Source organism: Janthinobacterium sp. FW305-129, from assembly GCF_020858115.1.
Lineage (GTDB): Bacteria > Pseudomonadota > Gammaproteobacteria > Burkholderiales > Burkholderiaceae_D > Janthinobacterium.
The window spans coordinates 47,414-68,284 of sequence record NZ_JACYMM010000003.1 but is presented as its reverse complement, the minus strand read 5'-3'; the positions used below and the strand labels follow the sequence as shown (position 1 = coordinate 68,284).

At 65.3% G+C, this 20,871-nt stretch carries 18 protein-coding genes; 14 read left to right on the top strand and 4 right to left on the bottom strand.

Annotation, left to right across the window (positions count from 1 at the left end; all coding sequences use genetic code 11):
- The first annotated feature begins 46 nt into the window (after positions 1 to 46).
- On the top strand, positions 47 to 1,012 hold the full coding sequence (gene corA, locus IGS61_RS06655; protein ID WP_034746658.1) for a magnesium/cobalt transporter CorA: 966 nt from the start codon (positions 47 to 49) through the stop codon (positions 1,010 to 1,012).
- A 285-nt stretch (positions 1,013 to 1,297) separates the two neighbouring features.
- A complete protein-coding gene (locus IGS61_RS06650; RefSeq protein WP_230538880.1) occupies positions 1,298 to 2,014 on the top strand; it encodes an HAD family hydrolase in 717 nt (238 codons plus the stop codon).
- A 5-nt stretch (positions 2,015 to 2,019) separates the two neighbouring features.
- On the opposite strand, the gene hemL is transcribed toward IGS61_RS06650, so the two are convergent.
- On the bottom strand, positions 2,020 to 3,309 hold the full coding sequence (hemL, locus tag IGS61_RS06645) for a glutamate-1-semialdehyde 2,1-aminomutase (protein WP_230538879.1): 1,290 nt from the start codon (positions 3,307 to 3,309) through the stop codon (positions 2,020 to 2,022).
- A 59-nt stretch (positions 3,310 to 3,368) separates the two neighbouring features.
- Positions 3,369 to 4,226, bottom strand: a complete 858-nt coding sequence (gene thiD, locus IGS61_RS06640; RefSeq protein WP_354670243.1) for a bifunctional hydroxymethylpyrimidine kinase/phosphomethylpyrimidine kinase — start codon at positions 4,224 to 4,226, stop codon at positions 3,369 to 3,371.
- 96 nt (positions 4,227 to 4,322) lie between these two features.
- Here thiD and IGS61_RS06635 point away from each other — a divergent pair, with 96 nt between their 5' ends.
- From IGS61_RS06635 to IGS61_RS06610, 6 genes are all read left to right on the top strand, one after another.
- Complete coding sequence (locus IGS61_RS06635; protein WP_010401308.1) at positions 4,323 to 4,475, top strand: rubredoxin; 153 nt, start codon at positions 4,323 to 4,325, stop codon at positions 4,473 to 4,475.
- An 84-nt stretch (positions 4,476 to 4,559) separates the two neighbouring features.
- Positions 4,560 to 4,982 (top strand): response regulator, encoded by a 423-nt coding sequence (locus IGS61_RS06630; RefSeq protein WP_230538877.1) that lies wholly within the window; start codon positions 4,560 to 4,562, stop codon positions 4,980 to 4,982.
- Between the two features lie 36 nt (positions 4,983 to 5,018).
- Positions 5,019 to 5,384 (top strand): response regulator transcription factor, encoded by a 366-nt coding sequence (locus IGS61_RS06625; protein ID WP_070222135.1) that lies wholly within the window; start codon positions 5,019 to 5,021, stop codon positions 5,382 to 5,384.
- Positions 5,385 to 5,410: 26 nt separating this feature from the next.
- Positions 5,411 to 6,016 (top strand): chemotaxis protein CheW, encoded by a 606-nt coding sequence (locus IGS61_RS06620; protein WP_329958041.1) that lies wholly within the window; start codon positions 5,411 to 5,413, stop codon positions 6,014 to 6,016.
- Positions 6,016 to 8,253 carry a methyl-accepting chemotaxis protein gene (locus IGS61_RS06615; protein ID WP_230538876.1) on the top strand — a complete coding sequence of 746 codons (2,238 nt, stop codon included), beginning with the start codon at positions 6,016 to 6,018 and terminating at the stop codon, positions 8,251 to 8,253. Before IGS61_RS06620 ends, IGS61_RS06615 begins: the two co-directional genes overlap by 1 nt.
- A 41-nt stretch (positions 8,254 to 8,294) precedes the next feature.
- Positions 8,295 to 13,580, top strand: a complete 5,286-nt coding sequence (locus IGS61_RS06610) for a hybrid sensor histidine kinase/response regulator (protein WP_230538875.1) — start codon at positions 8,295 to 8,297, stop codon at positions 13,578 to 13,580.
- Between the two features lies 1 nt (position 13,581).
- Here the strand turns inward: IGS61_RS06610 and IGS61_RS06605 are convergent, their stop codons facing one another.
- Positions 13,582 to 15,045, bottom strand: coding sequence for a cryptochrome/photolyase family protein (locus IGS61_RS06605; protein ID WP_230538874.1), 1,464 nt, complete (start codon positions 15,043 to 15,045; stop codon positions 13,582 to 13,584).
- Between the two features lie 386 nt (positions 15,046 to 15,431).
- Here IGS61_RS06605 and IGS61_RS06600 point away from each other — a divergent pair, with 386 nt between their 5' ends.
- From IGS61_RS06600 to IGS61_RS06575, 6 genes are all read left to right on the top strand, one after another.
- Positions 15,432 to 16,034 (top strand): YqgE/AlgH family protein, encoded by a 603-nt coding sequence (locus tag IGS61_RS06600; RefSeq protein ID WP_077408478.1) that lies wholly within the window; start codon positions 15,432 to 15,434, stop codon positions 16,032 to 16,034.
- Positions 16,031 to 16,429: a Holliday junction resolvase RuvX gene (gene ruvX / locus IGS61_RS06595; RefSeq protein WP_230538873.1), complete on the top strand. Its 399-nt coding sequence runs from the start codon at positions 16,031 to 16,033 to the stop codon at positions 16,427 to 16,429. The genes IGS61_RS06600 and ruvX overlap by 4 nt, the downstream gene beginning before the upstream one ends.
- Positions 16,430 to 16,468: 39 nt before the next feature.
- Positions 16,469 to 16,993, top strand: coding sequence for a bifunctional pyr operon transcriptional regulator/uracil phosphoribosyltransferase PyrR (gene pyrR, locus IGS61_RS06590; protein ID WP_230538872.1), 525 nt, complete (start codon positions 16,469 to 16,471; stop codon positions 16,991 to 16,993).
- A complete protein-coding gene (locus IGS61_RS06585) occupies positions 16,986 to 17,951 on the top strand; it encodes an aspartate carbamoyltransferase catalytic subunit (protein WP_034746695.1) in 966 nt (321 codons plus the stop codon). Before pyrR ends, IGS61_RS06585 begins: the two co-directional genes overlap by 8 nt.
- A gap of 24 nt (positions 17,952 to 17,975) precedes the next feature.
- Positions 17,976 to 19,277, top strand: a complete 1,302-nt coding sequence (locus tag IGS61_RS06580) for a dihydroorotase (protein ID WP_230538871.1) — start codon at positions 17,976 to 17,978, stop codon at positions 19,275 to 19,277.
- An 86-nt stretch (positions 19,278 to 19,363) separates the two neighbouring features.
- The gene (locus tag IGS61_RS06575) at positions 19,364 to 20,110 is read left to right on the top strand and encodes a lysophospholipid acyltransferase family protein (RefSeq protein WP_230538870.1); all 747 of its coding nucleotides are present in this window, start codon (positions 19,364 to 19,366) and stop codon (positions 20,108 to 20,110) included.
- Here IGS61_RS06575 and IGS61_RS06570 read toward each other — a convergent pair.
- Complete coding sequence (locus IGS61_RS06570; protein WP_230538869.1) at positions 20,107 to 20,871, bottom strand: ABC transporter permease; 765 nt, start codon at positions 20,869 to 20,871, stop codon at positions 20,107 to 20,109. The genes IGS61_RS06575 and IGS61_RS06570 overlap by 4 nt on opposite strands.

Below are 20,871 nucleotides of genomic sequence, written 5' to 3'. Positions count from 1 at the left end.
CAGCGCCAGTACATCACGATAACCCAACATCCGGCTGAGAGCGCGCATGATCAATGTCTTTGTATTACAGAATGGCCGGCTCAACCAGGTGCCGATCGACAGCCGCGCAGACCTCGAAAATGCCGAACCGGTGTGGGTCGACCTGACCGACCCCACCGATGATGAACGGGCCTGGGTCAAGGCCATCTACAACGTCACCCTGCCGGGCGAAGACGAAGTCAAGGATATTGAAGCGTCGGCCCGCTATTACGAAGCGGAAAACGGCGACTTGCACCTGCGCACGGATTTCTTGCGCGAAGAAGACGACGGCCCGTCGCGCGTCATCACCGTGGCCTTCATCCTGGCCCGCAAGATTTTGTTTTCCATGCATACGGACGACTTGCCCGTGTTCCGCCTGGTGCGCATGCGCGCCCGCTCGCGGCCAGGCTCGATTGCCGACTACATGGACGTGCTGCTCGACCTGTACGCCACCGATGCCGAATATTCGGCCGACGTGCTCGAAGGCATCTACCAGAACCTGGAAGAAGTCAGCACGCGCGTGCTGCAAAAGGAATTTACCGATGCGCACGCGGCCGAAGCGCTGAATGCCATTGCCCACGAGGAAGATTTGAATGGCCGTATCCGCCGCAACATGATGGATACGCGCCGCGCCGTGAGTTTCCTGATGCGCGGCCGCTTGCTCAATTCCGAGCAGTTCGAGGAAGCGCGGCAGATCTTGCGCGACATCGAATCGCTGGACGGTCACACGTCTTTCCTGTTTGATAAGATCAACTTCCTGATGGATGCCACCGTCGGTTTCATCAACATCAACCAGAACAAGATCATCAAGATCTTCTCGGTGGCCAGCGTGGCCTTCCTGCCGCCCACCCTGATCGCCAGCGTGTACGGCATGAACTTCAAGCTGATGCCGGAGCTGGAATGGTCGTTCGGCTATCCATGGGCCTGGGGCCTGATGATCACCAGCGCCATCGCGCCCTTCCTGTATTTCCGCCACCGCGGCTGGCTGAAATAAACGGTCTCGCCGGGGCGCTCCTGCGTCCCGGTTTCAAGGCGAGCGCAGCAATTTCAAAAATCAGCGATAATCATTGGTATTGCGTGGTATTGAATTGGTATTTGCGCTTAGGCGCTTGCCTGGCGCCCGATTCTTTTCCCCGTAGTCTGCCTTTTGCAGAATAGTATCGTCATTCAGACGTTTTCTGCGTGGCAGCGTCCGCCTGTTCCACCTATGATCGTTGCGATGCCAGCCTTGCCGGCTGGCCGCCGCATTTCCTGCCACCGTTGTTCTTCTGGAGAATCCATGCCTGATACCGCTACCGCCCCACCGCGCTTTACCCATTTGATCAGCGACTGCGATGGCGTACTGATCGACAGCGAAGCCGTGGCCCTGCAAGCGCTGCTGGAATTGCTGGGGCCGCGCCTGCCGAACCTGCCCGAGGGCGTCACCGTGCAAGGCTTGATCGAGCCGCGCCTGGGGCAGCGACTGGTGCCGCTGATGCAGGATATCTACAAGGAACTGGGCTTGCCGCAATTGCCGGCTGACGAGATCATGGCCATTGGCAACGCCGTCGATGCGGCTTGCGACGCGCAATTGCGCGCCGTGCCCGGCGTGGCGCAGGCGCTGGCCGCCATTGCGCTGCCCAAGGCCGTGGCCTCAAACAGCGTCAGCGCGCGCGTGCTGTCGGCGCTTGAGCGCACTGGCATGGCGCCGCTATTCGACAAGCGCGTGTTTACGCCGGATCTGGTGGGCCACGCCAAGCCGCATCCGGGCGTCTACCTGGCGGCAGCAAGCGCGTTTGGCGTGCCGCCAAGCCAGTGCCTGGTGCTGGAAGACAGCGTCACGGGCGTGACGGCCGCCGTGGCGGCGGGCATGACGGTATTGGGATTCATCGGCGGCGGGCATATCGCCGCCGGCCAGGAAGATAGGTTGAAAGCGGCCGGCGCGCATGTCGTGTTCAACGACATGGCCAGTTTGCCGGCGCTGGTGGCCGTGGTGATGGACACCGCGGCAGTGTAAAACGTTTAAGCGAGGGTGGCGAACACCTTGCGCGCGGCAGCGATGGTGGCGTCGATGACGGCATCGTCGTGCTGCGCCGAGACGAAGCCCGCCTCGAAAGCGGCTGGCGCGAAATACACGCCTTCGTCCAGCATGGCGTGGAAAAAGGCGTTGAACTTGCTGCGGTCGCCCGCCATCATTTCCGCGTAGCTGGTCGGCGGCGTTGCGCTGAAGTAGATGCCGAACATGCCGCCGATGTAGTCGGCGCAGAAGACCACGCCGGCCTCCTTGGCGGCGGCGGTCAAGCCTTCGGCCAGGCGCTTGGCCGTGGCGCCCAGCTGCTCATAGAAGCCGGGCTGCTGGATCAGTTTCAAGGTGGCCATGCCGGCCGCCACGGCGACCGGGTTGCCCGACAAGGTGCCGGCCTGGTAGACGGCGCCCAGCGGCGCCATATGGTGCATCAGCGCCGCGCTGCCGCCGAAGGCCGCCACCGGCATGCCGCCGCCAATCACCTTGCCGAGCGCGGTGAGGTCGGGCTGGATGCCGTACAGCGCCTGCGCGCCGCCCAGGGCCACGCGCAAGCCGCACATGACTTCATCGAAAATGAGCAGGGCGCCGTGTTGCGTGCACAGCTCGCGCATCGCCTGCAGGAATGCCGGCGTGGCTTTCACCAGGTTCATGTTGCCGGCCACCGGTTCGACGATGACGCAGGCGATTTCCGCGCCGAAGCTGTCGAAGGCGTCCTTCAGCTGCTCCACATTGTTATAGTCGAGCACCAGGGTGTGCTTTACAAAATCTTCCGGCACGCCGGCCGAGGTCGGGTTGCCGAAGGTGAGCAGGCCGCTGCCCGCTTTCACCAGCAGCGAATCGGCGTGGCCGTGGTAGCAGCCTTCGAACTTGACGATTTTGTCGCGTCCCGTGGCGCCGCGCGCCAGGCGCAGGGCGCTCATGGTCGCTTCCGTGCCCGACGACACCAGGCGCACCTGCTCGATCGACGGCACCAGGTGCGTGATTTCCTCGGCCATCAGCACTTCGCCTTCGGTCGGCGCGCCGAACGACAGGCCCAGCGCGGCCGCATCCTGCACCGCTTTCACCACTTCCGGGTGGGCGTGGCCGACGATGGCCGGGCCCCAGGAGCCGATGTAGTCGATATAGCGCTTGCCGTCCGCATCCCAGAAATACGGGCCTTCGGCGCGCGTGATGAAGCGCGGCGTGCCGCCCACTGAGCGGAAGGCGCGCACGGGCGAATTGACGCCGCCTGGCGTGGTTTTTTGTGCGCGGGCAAACAGGATGTCGTTCTGGGAAGTCGTCGTCATGATAATCGTGCCTTGAAAGTGGATCGTTGTCTGTGTCGTCTGTGTTTGTCTGGACGGGATTATTGGGCGCCGCGCTGGCGCTGCTGCCGGAACAGCCGGTTCGGCACCAGCTTGCCCATGCCGTGGCGCTGCGCGTGGGCCAGCGCACCGGTAGTAAATTCCTGCGCCGCCACGACCACCTGCGGCACATCGTCTTCGTTTTCCGCCAGGGCCAGCAGGGCTGTGGCCGCCGCCGACAGGGTGCTGCCGGCGCCGTTGAAGATGCCCGGCAGGTGCTGCCATTCGTCGTGGCGCACCACGCCATCCTCGCCGAACAGGGTATTGGCGCGCAACTTGCCTTCGCCCGTGCCGGACTTGCTGGCGTCGGCCGGCATGCCGGTGACGAGCACGTACTCGCAGCCCAGCGCCACCAGGTAGTCGACGTCGTTTTGCAGGGTGTCGTCCGGATCGGCGTCGCGCCAGGTCTCGGCCAGGCGTTCCAGCTCCACCGGCGAGAGCACCAGCAGTGTCGTTTGCGGGATCAGCAGCTGGCGCACGGCGGTGAGGATGTCCTCGTCGTCCATGCCCTGTTCCGGCAGCGCCGAGATGAAGGGGTCGAGGATCAGCGGCACGTTCGGATAGTCGGAGACGATTTCGGCGATGGCCGTGACGTTTTCCACGCTGCCCAGCGCGCCGATCTTGATGGCGGCGACGGACATGTCTTCCAGTAGCACGCGCGCCTGGTCGGAGACCCAGTCCGGGTCGACCGCCTGCACGTCTTCGACGCGCGCCGTATCGCTGATCAGCAGGCCCGTGGTGACGGACAGGCCGTGGCAGCCGAAGGCTGAAAACGTGGCCAGGTCGGCCTGAATGCCGATCGCGCCGACCGGATCGGACACGCCGAAGCTTAATATGAGGGGAGAAGTTTGGTTTTGCACGGCGGGTAGATTAAGATACCTAATTCAGCATTTTACTTGATTGAAGGGTGGCAGAACGTGAGTAGCAACGAAACAACGCAGCAATTCCAAACGTGGATGTGTCTTATTTGCGGCTGGGTTTATGATGAAGCGGCCGGCCTGCCCGACGAAGACATCGCTCCGGGCACGCGTTGGGCCGATGTTCCGATGAACTGGACCTGTCCTGAATGCGGTGCGCGCAAGGATGATTTCGAGATGGTGGCGCTGTAATCAATCCGATCCACCGGATGCCGCTGCCGCACGCTGGTATCGCGGCCGCCTGTGCTATGGTATGAAAGATTGTCGAATAATCACATGACGCGACCTTTCCCGCCCGAGGCGCCGTCCGATGCCGTGTGCGCCAGCGCCACGATACTCGTCATCGACGACAGTGCGACGATACGCAGCGCGGCCGCGAAGATACTGCGCGAGGCCGGTTATTGCGTGGTGGTGGCGGAAAACGGCTTCGAGGCCCTGGCCAAGATCGCCGACTGCCAGCCGGCGCTGATCGTGTGCGACATCGTGATGCCGCGCCTGGACGGCTACCGCACCTGTGCCCTGATCAAGGCCAGCGCGGCATATCACGCCACGCCGGTGCTGATGCTGTCGTCGAAGGAAGGCTTGTTCGACCGCGCGCGCGGCGCCATGGCGGGCGCCAGCGCCTGCCTGGCCAAGCCGCTGGCGCGCGAGGCGCTGCTGGCGGCCGTGCGGCTGCACCTGGCAGGGCATTTTGAGTAAGTGTTTTTATTGATTGACAACGCAGCAAGGAAGCAGATGGCCATACACACAATTCTGATCGTCGATGACTCGCCGACAGAACGCTACTACCTGAGCGAGATGCTGGTGCGCGCCGGTTATGCCGTCCTCACGGCGCAGGACGGCGCCGACGCGCTGGCGCAACTCAAAGAGGCCAGGCCCGACCTGATCCTGATGGACGTGGTGATGCCCGGTGCGAATGGCTTCCAGATCACGCGCGCCATCGCGCGCGATCCCGAACTGCAGGACGTGCCGGTGATTATCTGCTCCAGCAAGAGCCAGGAAACGGACCGCATCTGGGGCTTGCGCCAGGGCGCGCGCGATTACCTGGTCAAGCCGGTGGTCGAAGCCGAGCTGCTGGCCAAGATCGCCGCGCTCTCCTGAGAATGCACACGATGCCAGGTCACGGCGTGTCCACAGCGGTCTTTCCACCTGCCGCTGCCGCCATGCCATCCTTCGAAACGGGCGCGCGGCAGGGGCGCTTGCGCCAGTATCAGCTGCAATTGATCGAGCGGATACAGGCAGCACGCAGCGGCGCGCTGGCGGCGCGCAAGGAACTGGGCGTGATGCTCGGCGGCCGCCCCTGCCTGCTCGACCTGACGCAGCTCGGTGAAATCGTCATTGCCGCCGGCGTGCAGATCCAGGGCGTGCCGCTGGCACAGGACTGGTACCTGGGCCTGGCGGCCATGCGCGGACGCCTGACGGGGGTCGTCGACCTGGCCCGCTACATGGGCGAACCGGCTTGCGCGCCAGGCAATCACTGCCGCATCATCACGTTTTCTCCACGCCTGGGTCTGAACTGCGCATTGCTGGTCGAGCGCGTGCTGGGCTTGCGCCAGCTGCGCGCGATGCAGTCCGTCTCCTTGCCGGATGCACCGCCGTCCTGGGCGGCGCAGGCCCTGCGCGACAGCGAAGGACAGCAGTGGCTGCGCCTGGACCTGGCGCAGCTGGCGCAAGCGGAACGCTTCCTCGATGCCGGCTTTGGCGGCCCGGCCCTCCACAAGGACATTTGCTGATGGGCGCCCATTCTCCTATCCTGGCGGCCGGCATGCCCGAAGCGCAGCACCTGCCCGGCGAGCCGGCATCGGCAGCCGACCTGCCGCTGCGCCTGCGCGACGCGCTGGGACGGCGCAAGTCGCTGGCCAGCGCGCCGGCCGGGGACTGGAAGCTGCCGCTGATCGGCCATTTTCCACTGCAAAAGCAGCTGAGCATCCTGTCGACGGTGATGGCCCTGAGCCTGGCCGCCAGTCTGCTGTTCGTCGGCCTCAATACGCGCAGCGGCAATATCGCCTCGGCGCAGACGCAGCTGGCCAGCGATGCGCTGATGCATTCGCAGCGCCTCGGCAAGGCCGCGCCGAACGCCGTGCAAGGCAATCCGGAAGCGTTCCGCCAGCTCGAGGAAAGCCGCAATGAACTGAATCAGGATTTCCGCCTGATGCTGCGCGGCGGGACGTATCACGGGCGCGATATCGGCGAGTCGCGTTCCGCCCTGCTGGCGGCCGTGGCCGACGCGCGCAAGAAGTGGGCCAGCAGCGACCGCGCGGCCAGCACCATCCTGCGCCTGAAAACGGAGCTGGGCGAATTCGACAAGACCTTGCAGCAGTTGAACGCGTTGTCGCCGGCGCTGCTGGCGCAGACCGAGGAAATCGCGGCGCTGAAGGTGCAGCGCGGCGGCAATGCGCGCGACCTGGCCGTCATCGGCCGCCTGATGATGCTGAGCCAGCGCATGAGCCGCAGCGCCAGCGAATTCCTGTCGTCAGGCAGCATCAGCTCGGAAACGGCGTTTTCGCTGGGGCGCGACACGACGTATTTCCGCACCGCGGTCGAAGGCCTGTTGAATGGCAGCGTGTCGCTGCAACTGGCGCCCACGCGCGACGCCGAACTGCGTGACCGGCTGGTGGCGCTGAAAGCCACTTTTGATAGTTACCAGAAGCTGGTGTCGTCGATACTCGACCGGCTCGACAAGTTCAGTTCGGCGAAAAGTGCCGAACAGCTGATCTTCAACGAGAACGAAGACCTGCGCCAGCGCTTGACCCTGCTGCAGCAGATGTACCACGTGAACCAGGAAACCCTGGGCGTCGCCTTCTGGCTGATGGTCGGCGGCGTCTTGCTGACCCTGATCGCGGCGGCCGGCATCGGCCGCGTGCTGCTGCAGGACTCCGTCAACCGCACGCGCGACGCCGAGCGGCGGCGCCAGGAAGCGGAAATCCAGCGCCTGCTGTCGCAGGAAAAGGAGGAGCAGGCCAAGGCCAAGAATGAGCAGAACCAGGCGGCCATCCTGCGCCTGATGAACGAATTGCAGAAGGTCGCCGACGGCGACCTGACGGTGCAGGCAACCGTGTCGGAAGACATCACGGGCGCCATCGCCGATTCCGTCAACTACACGGTCGAGGAGTTGCGCGGCCTGGTGGGGAGGGTGACGGCGACGGCCGAACAGGTCAACCGCGCCTCGACGCAGGCGCAAAGCATCTCCAGCAAGCTGCTGATCGCGTCGCAGCAGCAGTCGCGCGAAATCCAGGGCGTCAGCGCTACCGTCGTCAAGATGGCCAATGCGATTACCGACGTGTCGAAGTCGGCCAGCGTTTCGGCCGACGTGGCGCGCCAGTCGGTGGCGGCGGCGCAGCAGGGCTCGACGGCGGTGGAAAACGCCATCAAGGGCATGCATGAAATCCGCGAGCAGATCCAGGATACGTCCAAGCGCATCAAGCGCCTGGGCGAGTCGTCGCAGGAAATCGGCGAAATCACCGAGCTCATTTCCGACATCACCGAGCAGACCAACGTGCTGGCGCTGAACGCCGCCATCCAGGCCGCATCGGCCGGCGAGGCGGGGCGCGGCTTTTCCGTCGTCGCCGAGGAAGTGCAGCGCCTGGCCGAACGTTCGGCCGCCGCCGCCAAGCAGATCGGCGCGCTGGTGCGCACCATCCAGGCCGATACCCAGGACGCCACCCGCGCGATGGAAAAGTCCACGCAGGGCGTGGTCGAGGGTGCGCACCTGTCCGATGCGGCCGGTGCGGCCTTGAACGACATCAGCCAGGTGTCGAAACACCTGGCCGAACTGATCCAGGGCATCTCGTTCGCCACCGGCACGCAGGCCGGTTCGGCCAGCGGCGTGGCCTTGAATATCCAGCATATCCTGAGCGTGACGGAGCAGACCCAGGATGGCACGCAGCAAACGGCGCAATCGATCCATAAACTGTCGATGCTGGCGCAGGAACTGAAAAATTCGGTGTCGCGCTTCCGCGTCGCCGCCTGAACGCCGCGCCAGTCCAGGGCGATTTCCTTACCGAGGCATGCATGAGCACACCAGATAGTCCACAGCAGTCCAAGCCGTTCGACAGCGAACCTTTGTCGTGGGTGATGGTGGAAATCCGCGAAGCCCTGGGCCGCTCCAAAACAGCCCTGTTCGAGGCAGGCGGCCGCGAGCGCGAGGAACGCGCCACGGCCCTGCAGCACGCGCGCTCGCACCTGCACCAGGCGCATGGCGCGCTGGTGATGGTGGACGTGGCCGGCGCCAGCCTGCTGACGGACGGCGCGGAACAGGCGCTGGCGCGCTTTCGCGACGGCAGCCTGGAATACACGCTGGACCATGCACAGATCGTCGCCGGGCTGTATCAGGCATTAACCGAATACCTGGAAGACCTGGTGGCCGGCACGCCGCCGCAGCCGGCGCGCTTGTTCCCCTATTACCGTGACCTGCAAATCCTGCTGGGCGCCGAGCGCATCCACCCGGCCGACCTGTTTTTCCCGCCCTCCGCCATGCTGGAAGGTCAGGCCATCGCGCTGGCCGACACGCCGCCCGTGGCGGACTATCCTGCCTGGCGTGGACGCTTTGAAAAATCCCTGCTGCCTTTCCTGAAGGCGCAGGATGATGCGGCGCGGCGCCAGCACGCGGGCGAGCTGCACGCCACCTTGACCCTGGTGGCCGACGCGCAGCAGGAAGGGCCGGCGCGCACCTTCTGGTTCGCCATGCAGGCGTTCGCGGGGCTGGCGGCCAGCGGAGAGGGCATGGGCACGCTCAACGTCAAGCAACTGTTCGGCCTGATCAACCTGCAATTGCGCCGCCTGGCGCAGGGGACGGCCGGCCTGCCCGAAGCGATGCTGCGCGACGCCCTGTTCTTCATCGCCGCCGCACGCGAGCCGACGCCGGAGGCATGCCAGCTGCGCGCCGCCTTCGCGCTGGACGGCATGCTGCCCGCCGACGTGGAAACGCGGCGCTACGGCCAGGTTGACCAGGATGCCTTGCAAGGCGCGCGCACGGCCCTGGCGCAGGCGCGCGCCAGCTGGAGCCGTCTGGCGCAAGCCGACCTCGATCCTGCCCTGGGCGACGCATTCGAACAGTCCTTGCAGCAGGTGGCGGCACAGACCGACATTCTGCGGCAGCCGGCCCTGGCCAGCCTGCTGCGCGAATGCGCGGCCGTGGCGCGGCAAGCCGTTGCCAGCGGGCGCAGCGCGGCCCTGGAAAATGAAATCGGCATGGCGCTGCTGTTTGCCGACACGGGCCTGGAGCAGCTGCGCCGCCTGCCCGACGATTTCGCCGGCAATGCGGAAACCATCGCCGCGCGCCTGCAGGCGCTGCTGGCTGGTGATGCGCCGCCGCCCGTCACGGCGGGCGAGCTGTCGCGCCAGATCGAGCAGGGGCAGACCGTGGCCGCGCTGGCCGAGGACATGAAGACGGGACTGCGCCAGGTGGAAAAGGTGCTCAACGCCTATTACGCGGATGCAGCGGGTGCGGGGAGGGCGGGGGCACTCGATGGCGTCGCGCCCGTGCTGGAGCAGTTGCAGCGGCAGCTGGCCGGGCTGGGACAGGACGACGCGCGCGCCGCCGTGCTGCAGGTCGATGCGGCCGTGCGGCAGCTGGCCGGTGGCGATGCCAATGCAGACGCCAAGGCGGAGTCACACGCCGAGGCGCTCGACGAGATCGCGCAGAATGTCAGTGCGCTGGGTTTTTTTGTCGATATGCTGGGCCGCAACGCGCAAGCGGCCAGCGGGCGTTTTCATTTCGATGCGGCCGCCGGTACTTTCCGCGCCCTGCCCTTTGAAAAAGTCGCCGCTGCCGGCGCCGTGCCTGTGCCCTTGCTCGACCAGGCCCTGGCGCCCGCCGCACCCGCCGGCATGGATGCCGTGCCGGCAGTGACCGACGTCGACGCGGAAATGCTCGACATCTTCATCGCCGAAGCGCGCGAAGTGCTGGCCTTTGTCGACACCACCTTGGCCTTGCCGCGCGAGCAGGCCGCCAGCGGCGACCATCTGGCCATGCTGCGCCGCTCGTTCCACACCCTGAAAGGCAGCGGCCGCATGATCGGCCTGGCGCAGTTTGCCGAAGCGGCCGGCGCCATCGAGCGCGTCATGAATACCTGGCTGGCCGAAGCGCGCCCCGTCAGCGACGATCTGTTTACCTTGCTCAATTACGGCTGGTACCAGCTCAGCGAATGGGTGGCCGAACTGGAAGGCGGCGCGGGGCGCGAGCGCGAGGCCGGCATGCTGCTGGCGGCGGCAGAGCGCGTGCGCGAAGGCGGGCCGTTCGAACTGCGCAAGCCGCGTCCGGCCACGTCGCTGGCTGGCAATGGCAATGTGATCGGACTTCCGTTGGCCACGGCGCCCGCGCTGCACGAAGCGCCTGACGATCACCTCAAGCACGTGGGCGAACTGCGCATCAGCCTTCCCTTGTACAACATCTACCTGGCCGAGACGGATGAATTGCTGCGCGTGCTCACGCGCGACTTCGGCGAATGGCGCCATGAACAGCGCGCCGTCAGCGCGGAGGCGCTGCAAGCCGTGCACACCCTGGCGGGGACGTCGGGCACGGTCGGCTTCCAGTCCCTGCGCGACCTGGCGCACGCGCTGGAAACGGTGATCGAAACGGTGGTGCCGCCGCTGGCCGGCCTGCGCGCTGAACAGCACGACGTGCTGGAGCAGGCCACGCAGCGCATTGGACAAATGCTGCAGGCGTTCGCGCTGGGCGACCTGGCGCCAACGCAGCCGGACATGATCGAAGCGCTCAACACCCTGTGGCGCACCTTGACGGCGCCGCCCGGCGAGAGCCGGGAAGAGCGGCTCGACGCCCTGTTTGCGGCCGCTTACGCCAGCATCGTCGGCGCGCCCGCGCAGCCGTCCGAATTGCTCTCCGAGCTCCCTGTGCCGCAGCTCGAAACCCTGTTCGAGGCGACGTATGCAAGCATCGTCGCCGATGCGCTGCAGCAGCAGGAGGCTGCCGAAGTGCCGGCGTCGCAACCGGCGCAGGACAGCGGCGCCAGTGACGACCTGTTCGATGCCGGCTTCGAGCACGCGCCGCCATTGGAGTACGCGGCGCCGGAAGCGCCGGCGCCCGCCATCATGCCGGCCGATGCGGCCGCGCTGCTGGCCGCGAGCGCCGGCATCAGCGATGAACTCGACCTCGATTTATTGTCCGTCTTCCTGGAAGAGGGCGCCGACCTGCTGCCGCAGATCGGCGAAGCGCTGCGCAGCTGGCAGCAGCAGCCGCACGACAGCGGCCAGGCGCAGATGCTGCTGCGTACCCTGCACACCGTCAAGGGCAGCGCACGCATGGCCGGCGCCATGCGCCTGGGCCAGCATGCGCATGAAATCGAGACGCATATCGAAAACATGTTGCACGCGGGCACCGCCACGCCGCAAGCTTTCGAGGAATTGCTGGCCCATTACGACCATGCGCTGCACCTGTTCGAGCAGCTGCAGCAACCGTTGCTGCCCTTGCCGGGCATGGAAGACACGCCGGTGGCCGAACCGAAGGCGGCGCTGGTGCGCGTGCGCGCCGATATCCTCGACCGTCTGGTGAACCAGGCCGGCGAAGTGTCGATCACGCGCTCGAAGATGGAAAATGAAGTCGGCGTGCTGGGCGCTTCGCTGTCTGAATTTTCCGACAACCTGGCGCGCCTGCGGCGCCAGCTGCGCGAAGTGGAAATGCAGGCCGAATCGCAGATCGCCTCGCGCATGGCCGTCGGCAGCGAGCGCGAATTCGACCCGCTCGAATTCGACCGTTTTACGCGCCTGCAGGAACTTACGCGCATGATGGCTGAAAGCGTCAACGACGTGGCCTCGTTCCACGAAAACCTCAGCCACAGCGTCGATGCGGTGACGGACGACCTGGTGCTGCAGGCGCGGCTGACGCGCGAGCTGCAGCGCGACCTGATGCAGATCCGCATGGTGCCGTTTGCCAGCATCGCCGAACGCCTGTTCCGCGTGGCGCGGCAAAGCGCCAAGGAAGTCGACAAGCGCGTCAACCTCGACATCCGCGGCGGCGGCGTGGAAATCGACCGCAGCGTGCTCGAACGCATGGCGGCGCCCTTCGAACACCTGCTGCGCAACGCCATCGTGCACGGCGTCGAGCCGCGCGATACGCGCCTGGCCGCCGGCAAGAGCGAGACGGGCGAGCTGCTGGTGCAGGTCAGCCAGCAGGGCAATGAAGTGGCGATCGCCTTTTCCGACGATGGCGCGGGGCTGGACCTGGAACGCATTCGCGCCAAGGCGCACGGCGCCGGCCTGGTGGCGACGGACGCGCCATTGTCCGACGCGCAGGCGGCCGAACTGATTTTTACGCCCGGTTTTTCCACCGCCGACAGCCTGACGGAACTGGCCGGACGTGGTGTTGGCATGGACATCGTGCGCTCCGAAGCGCTGGCCCTGGGCGGGCGCGTGGAAACGCTGACGCAGGCGGGCCTGGGCATGCGCTTCACCATCCACCTGCCGCTGACCCTGGCCGTCACGCAGGTGGTGCTGCTGGCGGCCAGCGGCAAGACGTATGCCTTGCCATCGGTGCTGGTGGAGCAGGTGCTGCACCTGAAAGGCGAACAGCTGGAGCAGGTGCGGGCGGCCGGATGCATCGAGTCGCACGGGCAGCCGCTGGCGCTGCACCACCTGTCGGCCATGCTGGGCGAGACGCCGGCGGCGCAGGCCACGCAGCGCCATGCGCCCGTGCTGCTGCTCAGGAATGGCAATGACAGGCTGGCCTTGCAGGTCGATGACGTGGTGGGCAATCGCGAGGTCGTGGTCAAGCATGTGGGGCCGCAGCTGGCGCGCATGCCGGGCATCGCCGGCGCCACGGTGCTGGGCACGGGCGACATCGTGCTGATCCTGAACCCCGTGGCGCTGGCGCAGCACCTGGAACACAATCCGGAACTGCTGTCGCAGTATGCGCTGGCCAGCAGCGAGCAGCATGCGGCCACCAGCGCGCTGGCCGCGCCTGCCGTGCGCGTGATGGTGGTCGACGATTCGCTGACGGTGCGCCGCGTGATGCAGCGTTTGTTCGAGCGCGAAGGCTACCAGGTGCTGCTGGCCAAGGATGGCCTCGACGCGCTGGAGCAATTGCACGCGCTGGAAGCGGCTGCCATGCCGGCCCTGCTGCTGGTCGACGTGGAAATGCCGCGCATGGACGGTTTTGATTTGACGCGCAATGTGCGCAGCGACGACAAGACGCGTACCATTCCCGTCATCATGATCACCTCGCGCAGCGCCGACAAGCACCGCGCGCATGCCTTTGAACTGGGCGTGAATGCGTATTTCGGCAAGCCGTTCCAGGAAGAGGAATTGCTGGCGGAGGTGGGGCGCTTGCTGGCGGGCGCCTGATCTACGCTACCGCCTTGACTACTGCATAGCGTTCCAGCGTCTCCTTGCGCGCCTCGTCGTGCTGCACCAGCGGCTCCGGATAGTCGCGCCCTAGCACGATGTTTTTTTGCTCGAGCAGCATGCGCGGCACCAGCCAGGGCGCGTGGATTTCCTTGTCGCCCAGCGCCTTGAGCTGCGGCAGGTAGCGGCGGATGAAGCGCCCGCCCGCATCGAATTTTTCCGATTGCGTGATGGGATTGAAGATGCGGAAGTAGGGCTGGGCATCGCAGCCGGACGACGAAGCCCACTGCCAGCCGCCGTTGTTCGACGCCAGGTCGAAGTCGTTCAGGTGCAGCGCGAAATACGCTTCGCCGCGGCGCCAGTCGATGCCCAGATCCTTGATCAGGAAGCAGGCCGTGACCATGCGCAGGCGGTTGTGCATATAGCCCGTCTGGTTCAGCTGCGCCATGGCCGCGTCCACCAGCGGATAGCCGGTGCGCCCTTCGCACCAGGCGGCAAAGGCGGCATCGGCCTCGGGACCCGTTTCCCAGGTGATGGCGTCGTAGGCCGGTTTGAAGGCGCCGCCTTCCACGTGCGGGTTCTGGTACAGGATCATGGCGTAGAAATCGCGCCAGATCAGTTCGGCCAGCCACACGGGCGCGCCATCGCCGCCGCCGCCCCGGTCCATCAGGTCGACCACGGTGCGCACCAGATAGCGCAGCGACACGGTGCCGAAACGCAGATGCATGGACAGATACGACGGCCCCTTCAAGGCGGGAAAATCGCGCGCCACGTCATAGCGGGCCACGCGCGGCAAAAAGTCCTCGAACAGCGTGCTGGCGCCCGACATGCCGGTGGGAATGGCCAGTGCGGCCAGGTTGCTGGCCTCGAACCCCAGCTCGCCCAAGCTGGGCAGGGGCGCCGGCGTGCCATTGCGCGGCGGCGCCAGGCTGGCCGCGTGCGGTTCGATATCGAACGGCGCCAGGCAGCCGGGTTCGGCGCGCATTTTCTTCAGCCAGGCATTCTTGTACGGCGTGTAGACAGTGTAGGGTTTTTGCGAGAGGGTCAGCACCTCGTCCTTTTCAAAGATTACCTGGTCCTTGAAGCTGAACCACAGGCGCGCGTCGCGCGTGAGCGCGGCGGCCACCGTGGCGTCGCGGGCGATCGCTTGCGGCTCGTAGTCATGGTTGGCAAAGACGGCGTCGGCGTTCAATTCGGCGGCCAGGCGCGGGATTGCCTCGGCTGCGTCCGCGTGCAGCACGATCAGGTCGCCACCCAGTTGGCGCAGCTCATGAGCCAGCTCGGCCACGCTGGCATGGATGAAGTCGACCCGCCGGTCGCGGTGCGGCAGCGTTGCCAGGATGGCGGTGTCGTACACGAAGACGCAATGCACGGCCTGGCTCTGGCGCAGGGCGTGATGCAGTGCAGCATGGTCAAACGCGCGCAGATCGCGCCGGAACCACACCAGGGAAGTCTTGATTGTCATTATTTCGCGTGTTCAGGGTCAAAGATAGGCGATTTTTTGCCGCCAACAGGGCTTTATGGCCGCTCGCGTCGTGCCTTTGGCGTCGCTGCGGTGGCAATTCAGTGTAAACTACCGGGTATGTTCGTGGTGCTTTATGTGCGACAGCGGTTTTGCAATCAATTTTACAATTGGCATTGAAACGCACCCGCAGGCATGGCGAATTGACCATTAATTTACAACATAACAAGAATAACGCTTGGCAACACGGTGCGCGCCGCCCAGGATGTGCGGTCGCTTGCGCCAGGCGTACGATAGCGGGGTAAGCGAGACTTGCCAGCAAGCCCACAGAGAGAGCATCGCGTATGAAAAAGAGTAAAATCGACCAGACTCTACCAGGACATCGTCTGATGCAGGGGATGGGAGAACCGGCCGCAACCGGTTCCTCCACCCTGAATCTGGCCAACCATTTCCTGATTGCGATGCCGGCCATGCAAGATCCGATCTTCGGCGGCACGGTCGTGTACGTGTGCGAACACAATGAAAACGGCGTGCTGGGCGTCGTCATCAACAAACCCACCGACATGACCATGGAAGTGCTGTTCGACCGCATCGACCTGAAACTGGCGGCCGGCAGCGACACGCCCATCATCAACGAGCCGATCATGTTTGGCGGCCCGGTGCAGGACGACCGCGGCTTCGTGCTGCATACCCCGGGCGCGCGCTATTCCTCGTCGCTGACGGTGACCGATGAAGTGGCATTTACCACCTCGATCGACGTGCTCGAAGCCGTCGCCAAGGGCGATGGTCCCGAGCGCATGCTCGTCTCGATCGGCTACTCGGGCTGGAGCCCGGGCCAGCTGGAAGACGAGATCGGCCGCAACGGCTGGCTGACGGTGGGCGCCTCGGCCGACATCCTGTTCGATTTCCCCATCGAGCAGCGTTACGTGGCGGCCATCAAGTTACTGGGCATCGATCCCCTCATGCTGGCGAGCGAGGCTGGCCACGCATGAGCGGTGACGCCATCGACACCATCCTCGCCTTCGATTTTGGCTTGAAACGCATTGGCGTGGCCATCGGCAATAGCATGATTTGCCAGGCCAAGCCGCTCAGCGTGATCACGGAGACGGCGAACGAGCCGAAGTTCGCCGCCATCGCCAGCCTGATCAAGGAGTGGGGCGCCAGCCGCATCGTGGTGGGCTTGCCCAGCCACCCGGACGGCACGGAGCACGAGATGAGCGCGCGCTGCCGGCGTTTCGCCAACCAGGTGCATGGCCGCTTCAACCTGCCCGTGGAACTGGTCGACGAGCGCTATTCCTCGGCCGTCATCGCCGCCAGGCGCGGCGAAGTGATCGACGACCGCGCCGCCGCCATCATCCTGCAACAGTATTTCGACGCGAATTATTAATCTGACCCTAGACTCCATCCCTGAATGATTAAGAACTCTATGCCGCATCCTGCGAATCCTTCCCAACTCGACGCCGAGGCCCTGTATGCAGATTTGCTGCAGCAGGTGCGCAGCGGCCTGGCGGGCATCCCCAACGTCGCCATCGTCGGCATCCATTCGGGCGGCGCCTGGCTGGCGGAACGCCTGGCGCGCGACCTGAACCTGCTCGACCGCCTGGGCGTGCTCGACGTCTCGTTCTACCGCGACGACTTCGCCCAGAAGGGCCTGCATGCCGACGTCAAGCCGACGCAAATCAGCTTCGACGTGGCCGGCGCCACCATCCTGCTGGTCGACGACGTGCTGTACACGGGCCGCACCACGCGCGCGGCCATCAACGAATTGTTCGACTATGGCCGCCCGGCCAAGATCATGCTGGCGGCCCTGGTCGACCGCGGCGAACGCCAGCTGCCGGTGGCCGCCGATTTCGTGGCCGCCTTCACAGCCGTGCCGCCGGGCCAGGCCCTGGTCCTGAAGCAAGCCGACGATGGAAAATTCACGCTCACCATAGATACCCACCATGCTTAATCCGCAACTGAATAAACACGGCGAACTGCAACATCTGTTGACGATTGAAGGCTTGCCGAAGTCTATCGTCAACCACATCCTCGACACGGCTTCCTCGTTCGTCGGCATTTCCGACCGCGACGTGAAAAAGGTGCCGCTGATGCGCGGCAAGAGCGTTTTCAACCTGTTCTTTGAAAACTCCACGCGCACCCGCACCACCTTCGAAATCGCCTCGAAGCGTTTGTCGGCCGACGTCATCAACCTGAACATCCAGGCTTCGTCGGCCAGCAAGGGCGAGTCCCTGCTCGACACCATCGACAACCTGTCGGCCATGCATGCCGACATGTTCGTCGTGCGTCACGCGCAGTCGGGCGCGCCCTACCTGATTGCCAAGCACCTGATCGACACCAAGCAGCCGCACGTCCACGTGGTCAACGCGGGCGACGGACGCCACGCGCACCCCACCCAGGGCTTGCTCGACATGTACACGATCCGCCACTACAAGAAGGATTTCACGAACCTGACGGTGGCCATCGTGGGCGACATCCTGCACAGCCGCGTGGCCCGCTCCGACATCCACGCGCTGACCACCCTGGGCGTACCTGAAGTGCGCGCCATCGGCCCGCACACCCTGCTGCCGGGCGGCCTGGAACAGATGGGCGTGCGCACCTTCACCAACATGGATGAAGGCTTGAAAGGCGTGGACGTGATCATCATGCTGCGCCTGCAGAATGAACGCATGAGCGGCGCGCTGTTGCCGTCGGCGCAGGAATACTTCAAGAGCTATGGCCTCACGCCCGAGCGCCTGGCGCTGGCGAAACCGGACGCCATCGTCATGCATCCGGGCCCGATGAACCGCGGCGTGGAAATCGACTCGGCCGTGGCCGACGGTCCGCAGGCGGTGATCCTGCCGCAGGTGACCTTCGGTATCGCCGTGCGCATGGCGGTGATGAGTATTTTGGCTGGTAATCAGGGCTGATAGCCCAAGGACGAGTAAGCGAGCATGACGACACTACATATCAAGAACGGCCACCTGATCGACCCTGCCAACGGCATCGATGGCTTGCAAGACCTGTTTATCGCCGACGGCAAGGTGCTGGCCGTGGGCAGCGCCCCGCCCGGCTTCAAGGCCGACACCACCTTTGACGCGGCCGGCCTGGTGGTTTCCCCCGGCCTGGTCGACCTGTCCGCGCGCCTGCGCGAGCCGGGCTACGAATACAAGGCAACCCTGGAATCGGAACTGCAGGCGGCGCTGCAAGGCGGCGTCACGAGCCTGGTGTGTCCGCCCGACACCGATCCCGTGCTCGATGAGCCGGGCCTGGTAGAAATGCTGAAATACCGCGCCAAGACGCAGAACAAGGCGCACGTGCATCCGCTGGGCGCGCTGACCATGGGCTTGAAGGGCAAGTCGCTGACGGAAATGGCGGAACTGACGGAAGCTGGCTGCATCGGCTTTGCGCAAGCCGAAGAGCCGATCGAGGACACCACCGTGCTGCTGCGCGCCATGCAGTATGCGAACACCTTCGGTTACACCGTCTGGCTGCGCCCGCAAGACCCGCACATCGGCCGTGGCGGCATCGCCCACAGCGGTCCGCTGGCCTCGCGCCTGGGCTTGTCCGGCGTACCCGTGATGTCCGAAACCATCGCCCTGCACACGATCTTTGAATTGATGCGCGCCAGCCGCGCGCGCGTGCACCTGTGCCGCATCTCGTCGGCGGCAGGCCTGGAACTGATCCGCGCGGCCAAGGCCGAAGGCTTGCCCGTCACCTGCGACGTGGGCGTGCACCATGTGCACCTGACGGACGCCGACATCGGCTTCTTCGACCCGAACGCGCGCGTTACGCCGCCGTTCCGCAGCCAGCGCGACCGCGACGCGATCCGCGCCGGCCTGCTCGATGGCACGGTCGACGCCATGTGCTCGGACCACACGCCCGTCGACGACGATGAAAAACTGCTGCCGTTCGGCGAAGCGTCGCCAGGTGCCACGGGCCTGGAACTGCTGCTGTCTTTGGCCCTGAAATGGGCCGACGACTATGCGCTGGGCCAGCCGCAAGCGGGCGAGCGTCCGCTGGCGCGCGCCGTGGCCAAGGTCACTTCCGATGCGGCCCGTGTCGCCGGCATCCCGGCCGGCAGCCTGGCCGTGGGCGAAGCGGCCGACATCTGCGTCTTCGATCCCGCCGCGCGCTGGACCGTGTCGTCGGCCTCGCTGGCCAGCCAGGGCAAGCACACGCCTTTCCTCGGCTATGAGCTGAGCGGCATTGTCAAGGCGACCATCGTGGCTGGACAGGTGGCGTTTCAGCGTTAAAAATCAGATCCGTGGACCGGGGCACACTGCCCCGGCATCCCTTGTCTGCTCCCGGATTTCGGCTCTGGTTTATTTGTTGGTGTGATTTGAAACTTCTGCTTACCTACCGCCTTGCGCGCATCGCCATTCACCTGGGCTGCGGCATGGCCAAGAGCGCCGTGCTTTTTCCCTGGCTGGACCTGGAGGGGCGTAACCGGCGCATCCGCCGCTGGTCGACGCAGCTGCTCGACATCTGCGGCGTGCATGTGGCGCAGCCGGCAGACAGCTTGCCGGCCCTTGACCACGCGATGGTGGTGGCGAACCACGTGTCGTGGCTCGACATCTTCGTCATCAACGCCGTCCACCCCTGCCGTTTCGTCGCCAAGGCGGAAATCCGCGCCTGGCCGATCCTGGGCTGGCTGGCGGGACGCGCCGGCACCATCTTCATTTCGCGCGGCAGCAAGCGCGACCTGCGCCTGATTTTCCAGGGTCTGGTGGATAAATTGACGGCGGGCGAGCGCATCGCGTTCTTTCCCGAAGGCACGACCGCCGCGCAAGGGCAGATCCTGCCGTTTCACGCCAACTTGTTCGAGGCGGCCATCGATGCGCAAGTGCCGGTGCAGCCGTTCGCGCTCGTGTATGTGGATGACAAGGGAGCATTGCATCACGCCGTCGATTTCATAGGCGAGATGAGTTTTGCCCAAAGCATGGTGGCGATCTTGAGCGGTCCGCCGATCACGGCGCGCCTGACCTGCCTGGCGCCAGTGGCGACGCTCGACGCGCACCGCCGTGAACTGGCAGCGGCAACGCAGGCGACTATCGCCGCCACGCTGCCGCTGGACAAGGCGGCTTAGTTCTTCACGTGCAGCCAGCGCGCATGTGCGGCGCGGGCCAGGTAGTCGAGGATGAAACCTAACATCCCGATCAGCACGATGGCGGCCATCAGTTCCGAATACGCGAGGCGGTCGCGCGTGTCGAGGATGAAGTAGCCGAGGCCTGCCGATACGCCCAGCATTTCCGCTGGCACCAGCACGATCCAGATGATGCCAATGGCCAGGCGCACGCCCGTCAGGATATCGGCCGTGATGCCCGGCAAAATCACTTTAAACACGATCTCGCTGCGCGTGGCCGACAGGCTGCGCGCCAGCAGCAGCCAGTTCGGATCGAGCCGCGCCACGCCGGCCGCCGTATTGAGCAAAATCGGCCAGACGGCCGCAAACGCCAGCAGGAAGTACACGGGCGCATCACCGACGCCGAGCACCATCACGGCGATCGGCATCCACGACAGCGGCGAAATCATGCGCAGCAGCTGGAACAGCGGCATGGCCGCGCCGGAAAAACTCTTCGACATGGCCACCAGCACGCCCAGCGGCACGCCGATGACGATCGCCAGCCCCAGGCCCACGGCCACCCTTTGCAGGCTCAATACCACGTGCAGCCAGATATCCGAACCGCTCAGCATCTCCTGGAACGCCAGCGCCGTGGGCAAGGGCGCAAAGGCGGTGGCGATCGGCGTGGATTTCTCCAGCGCCGTCACGCCCACGGACCACAATAGCAAGGCACAGGCCAGCCCCACCAGGGGCAGGCCGAACTTCGTCAACAACTTGCTTGCCAT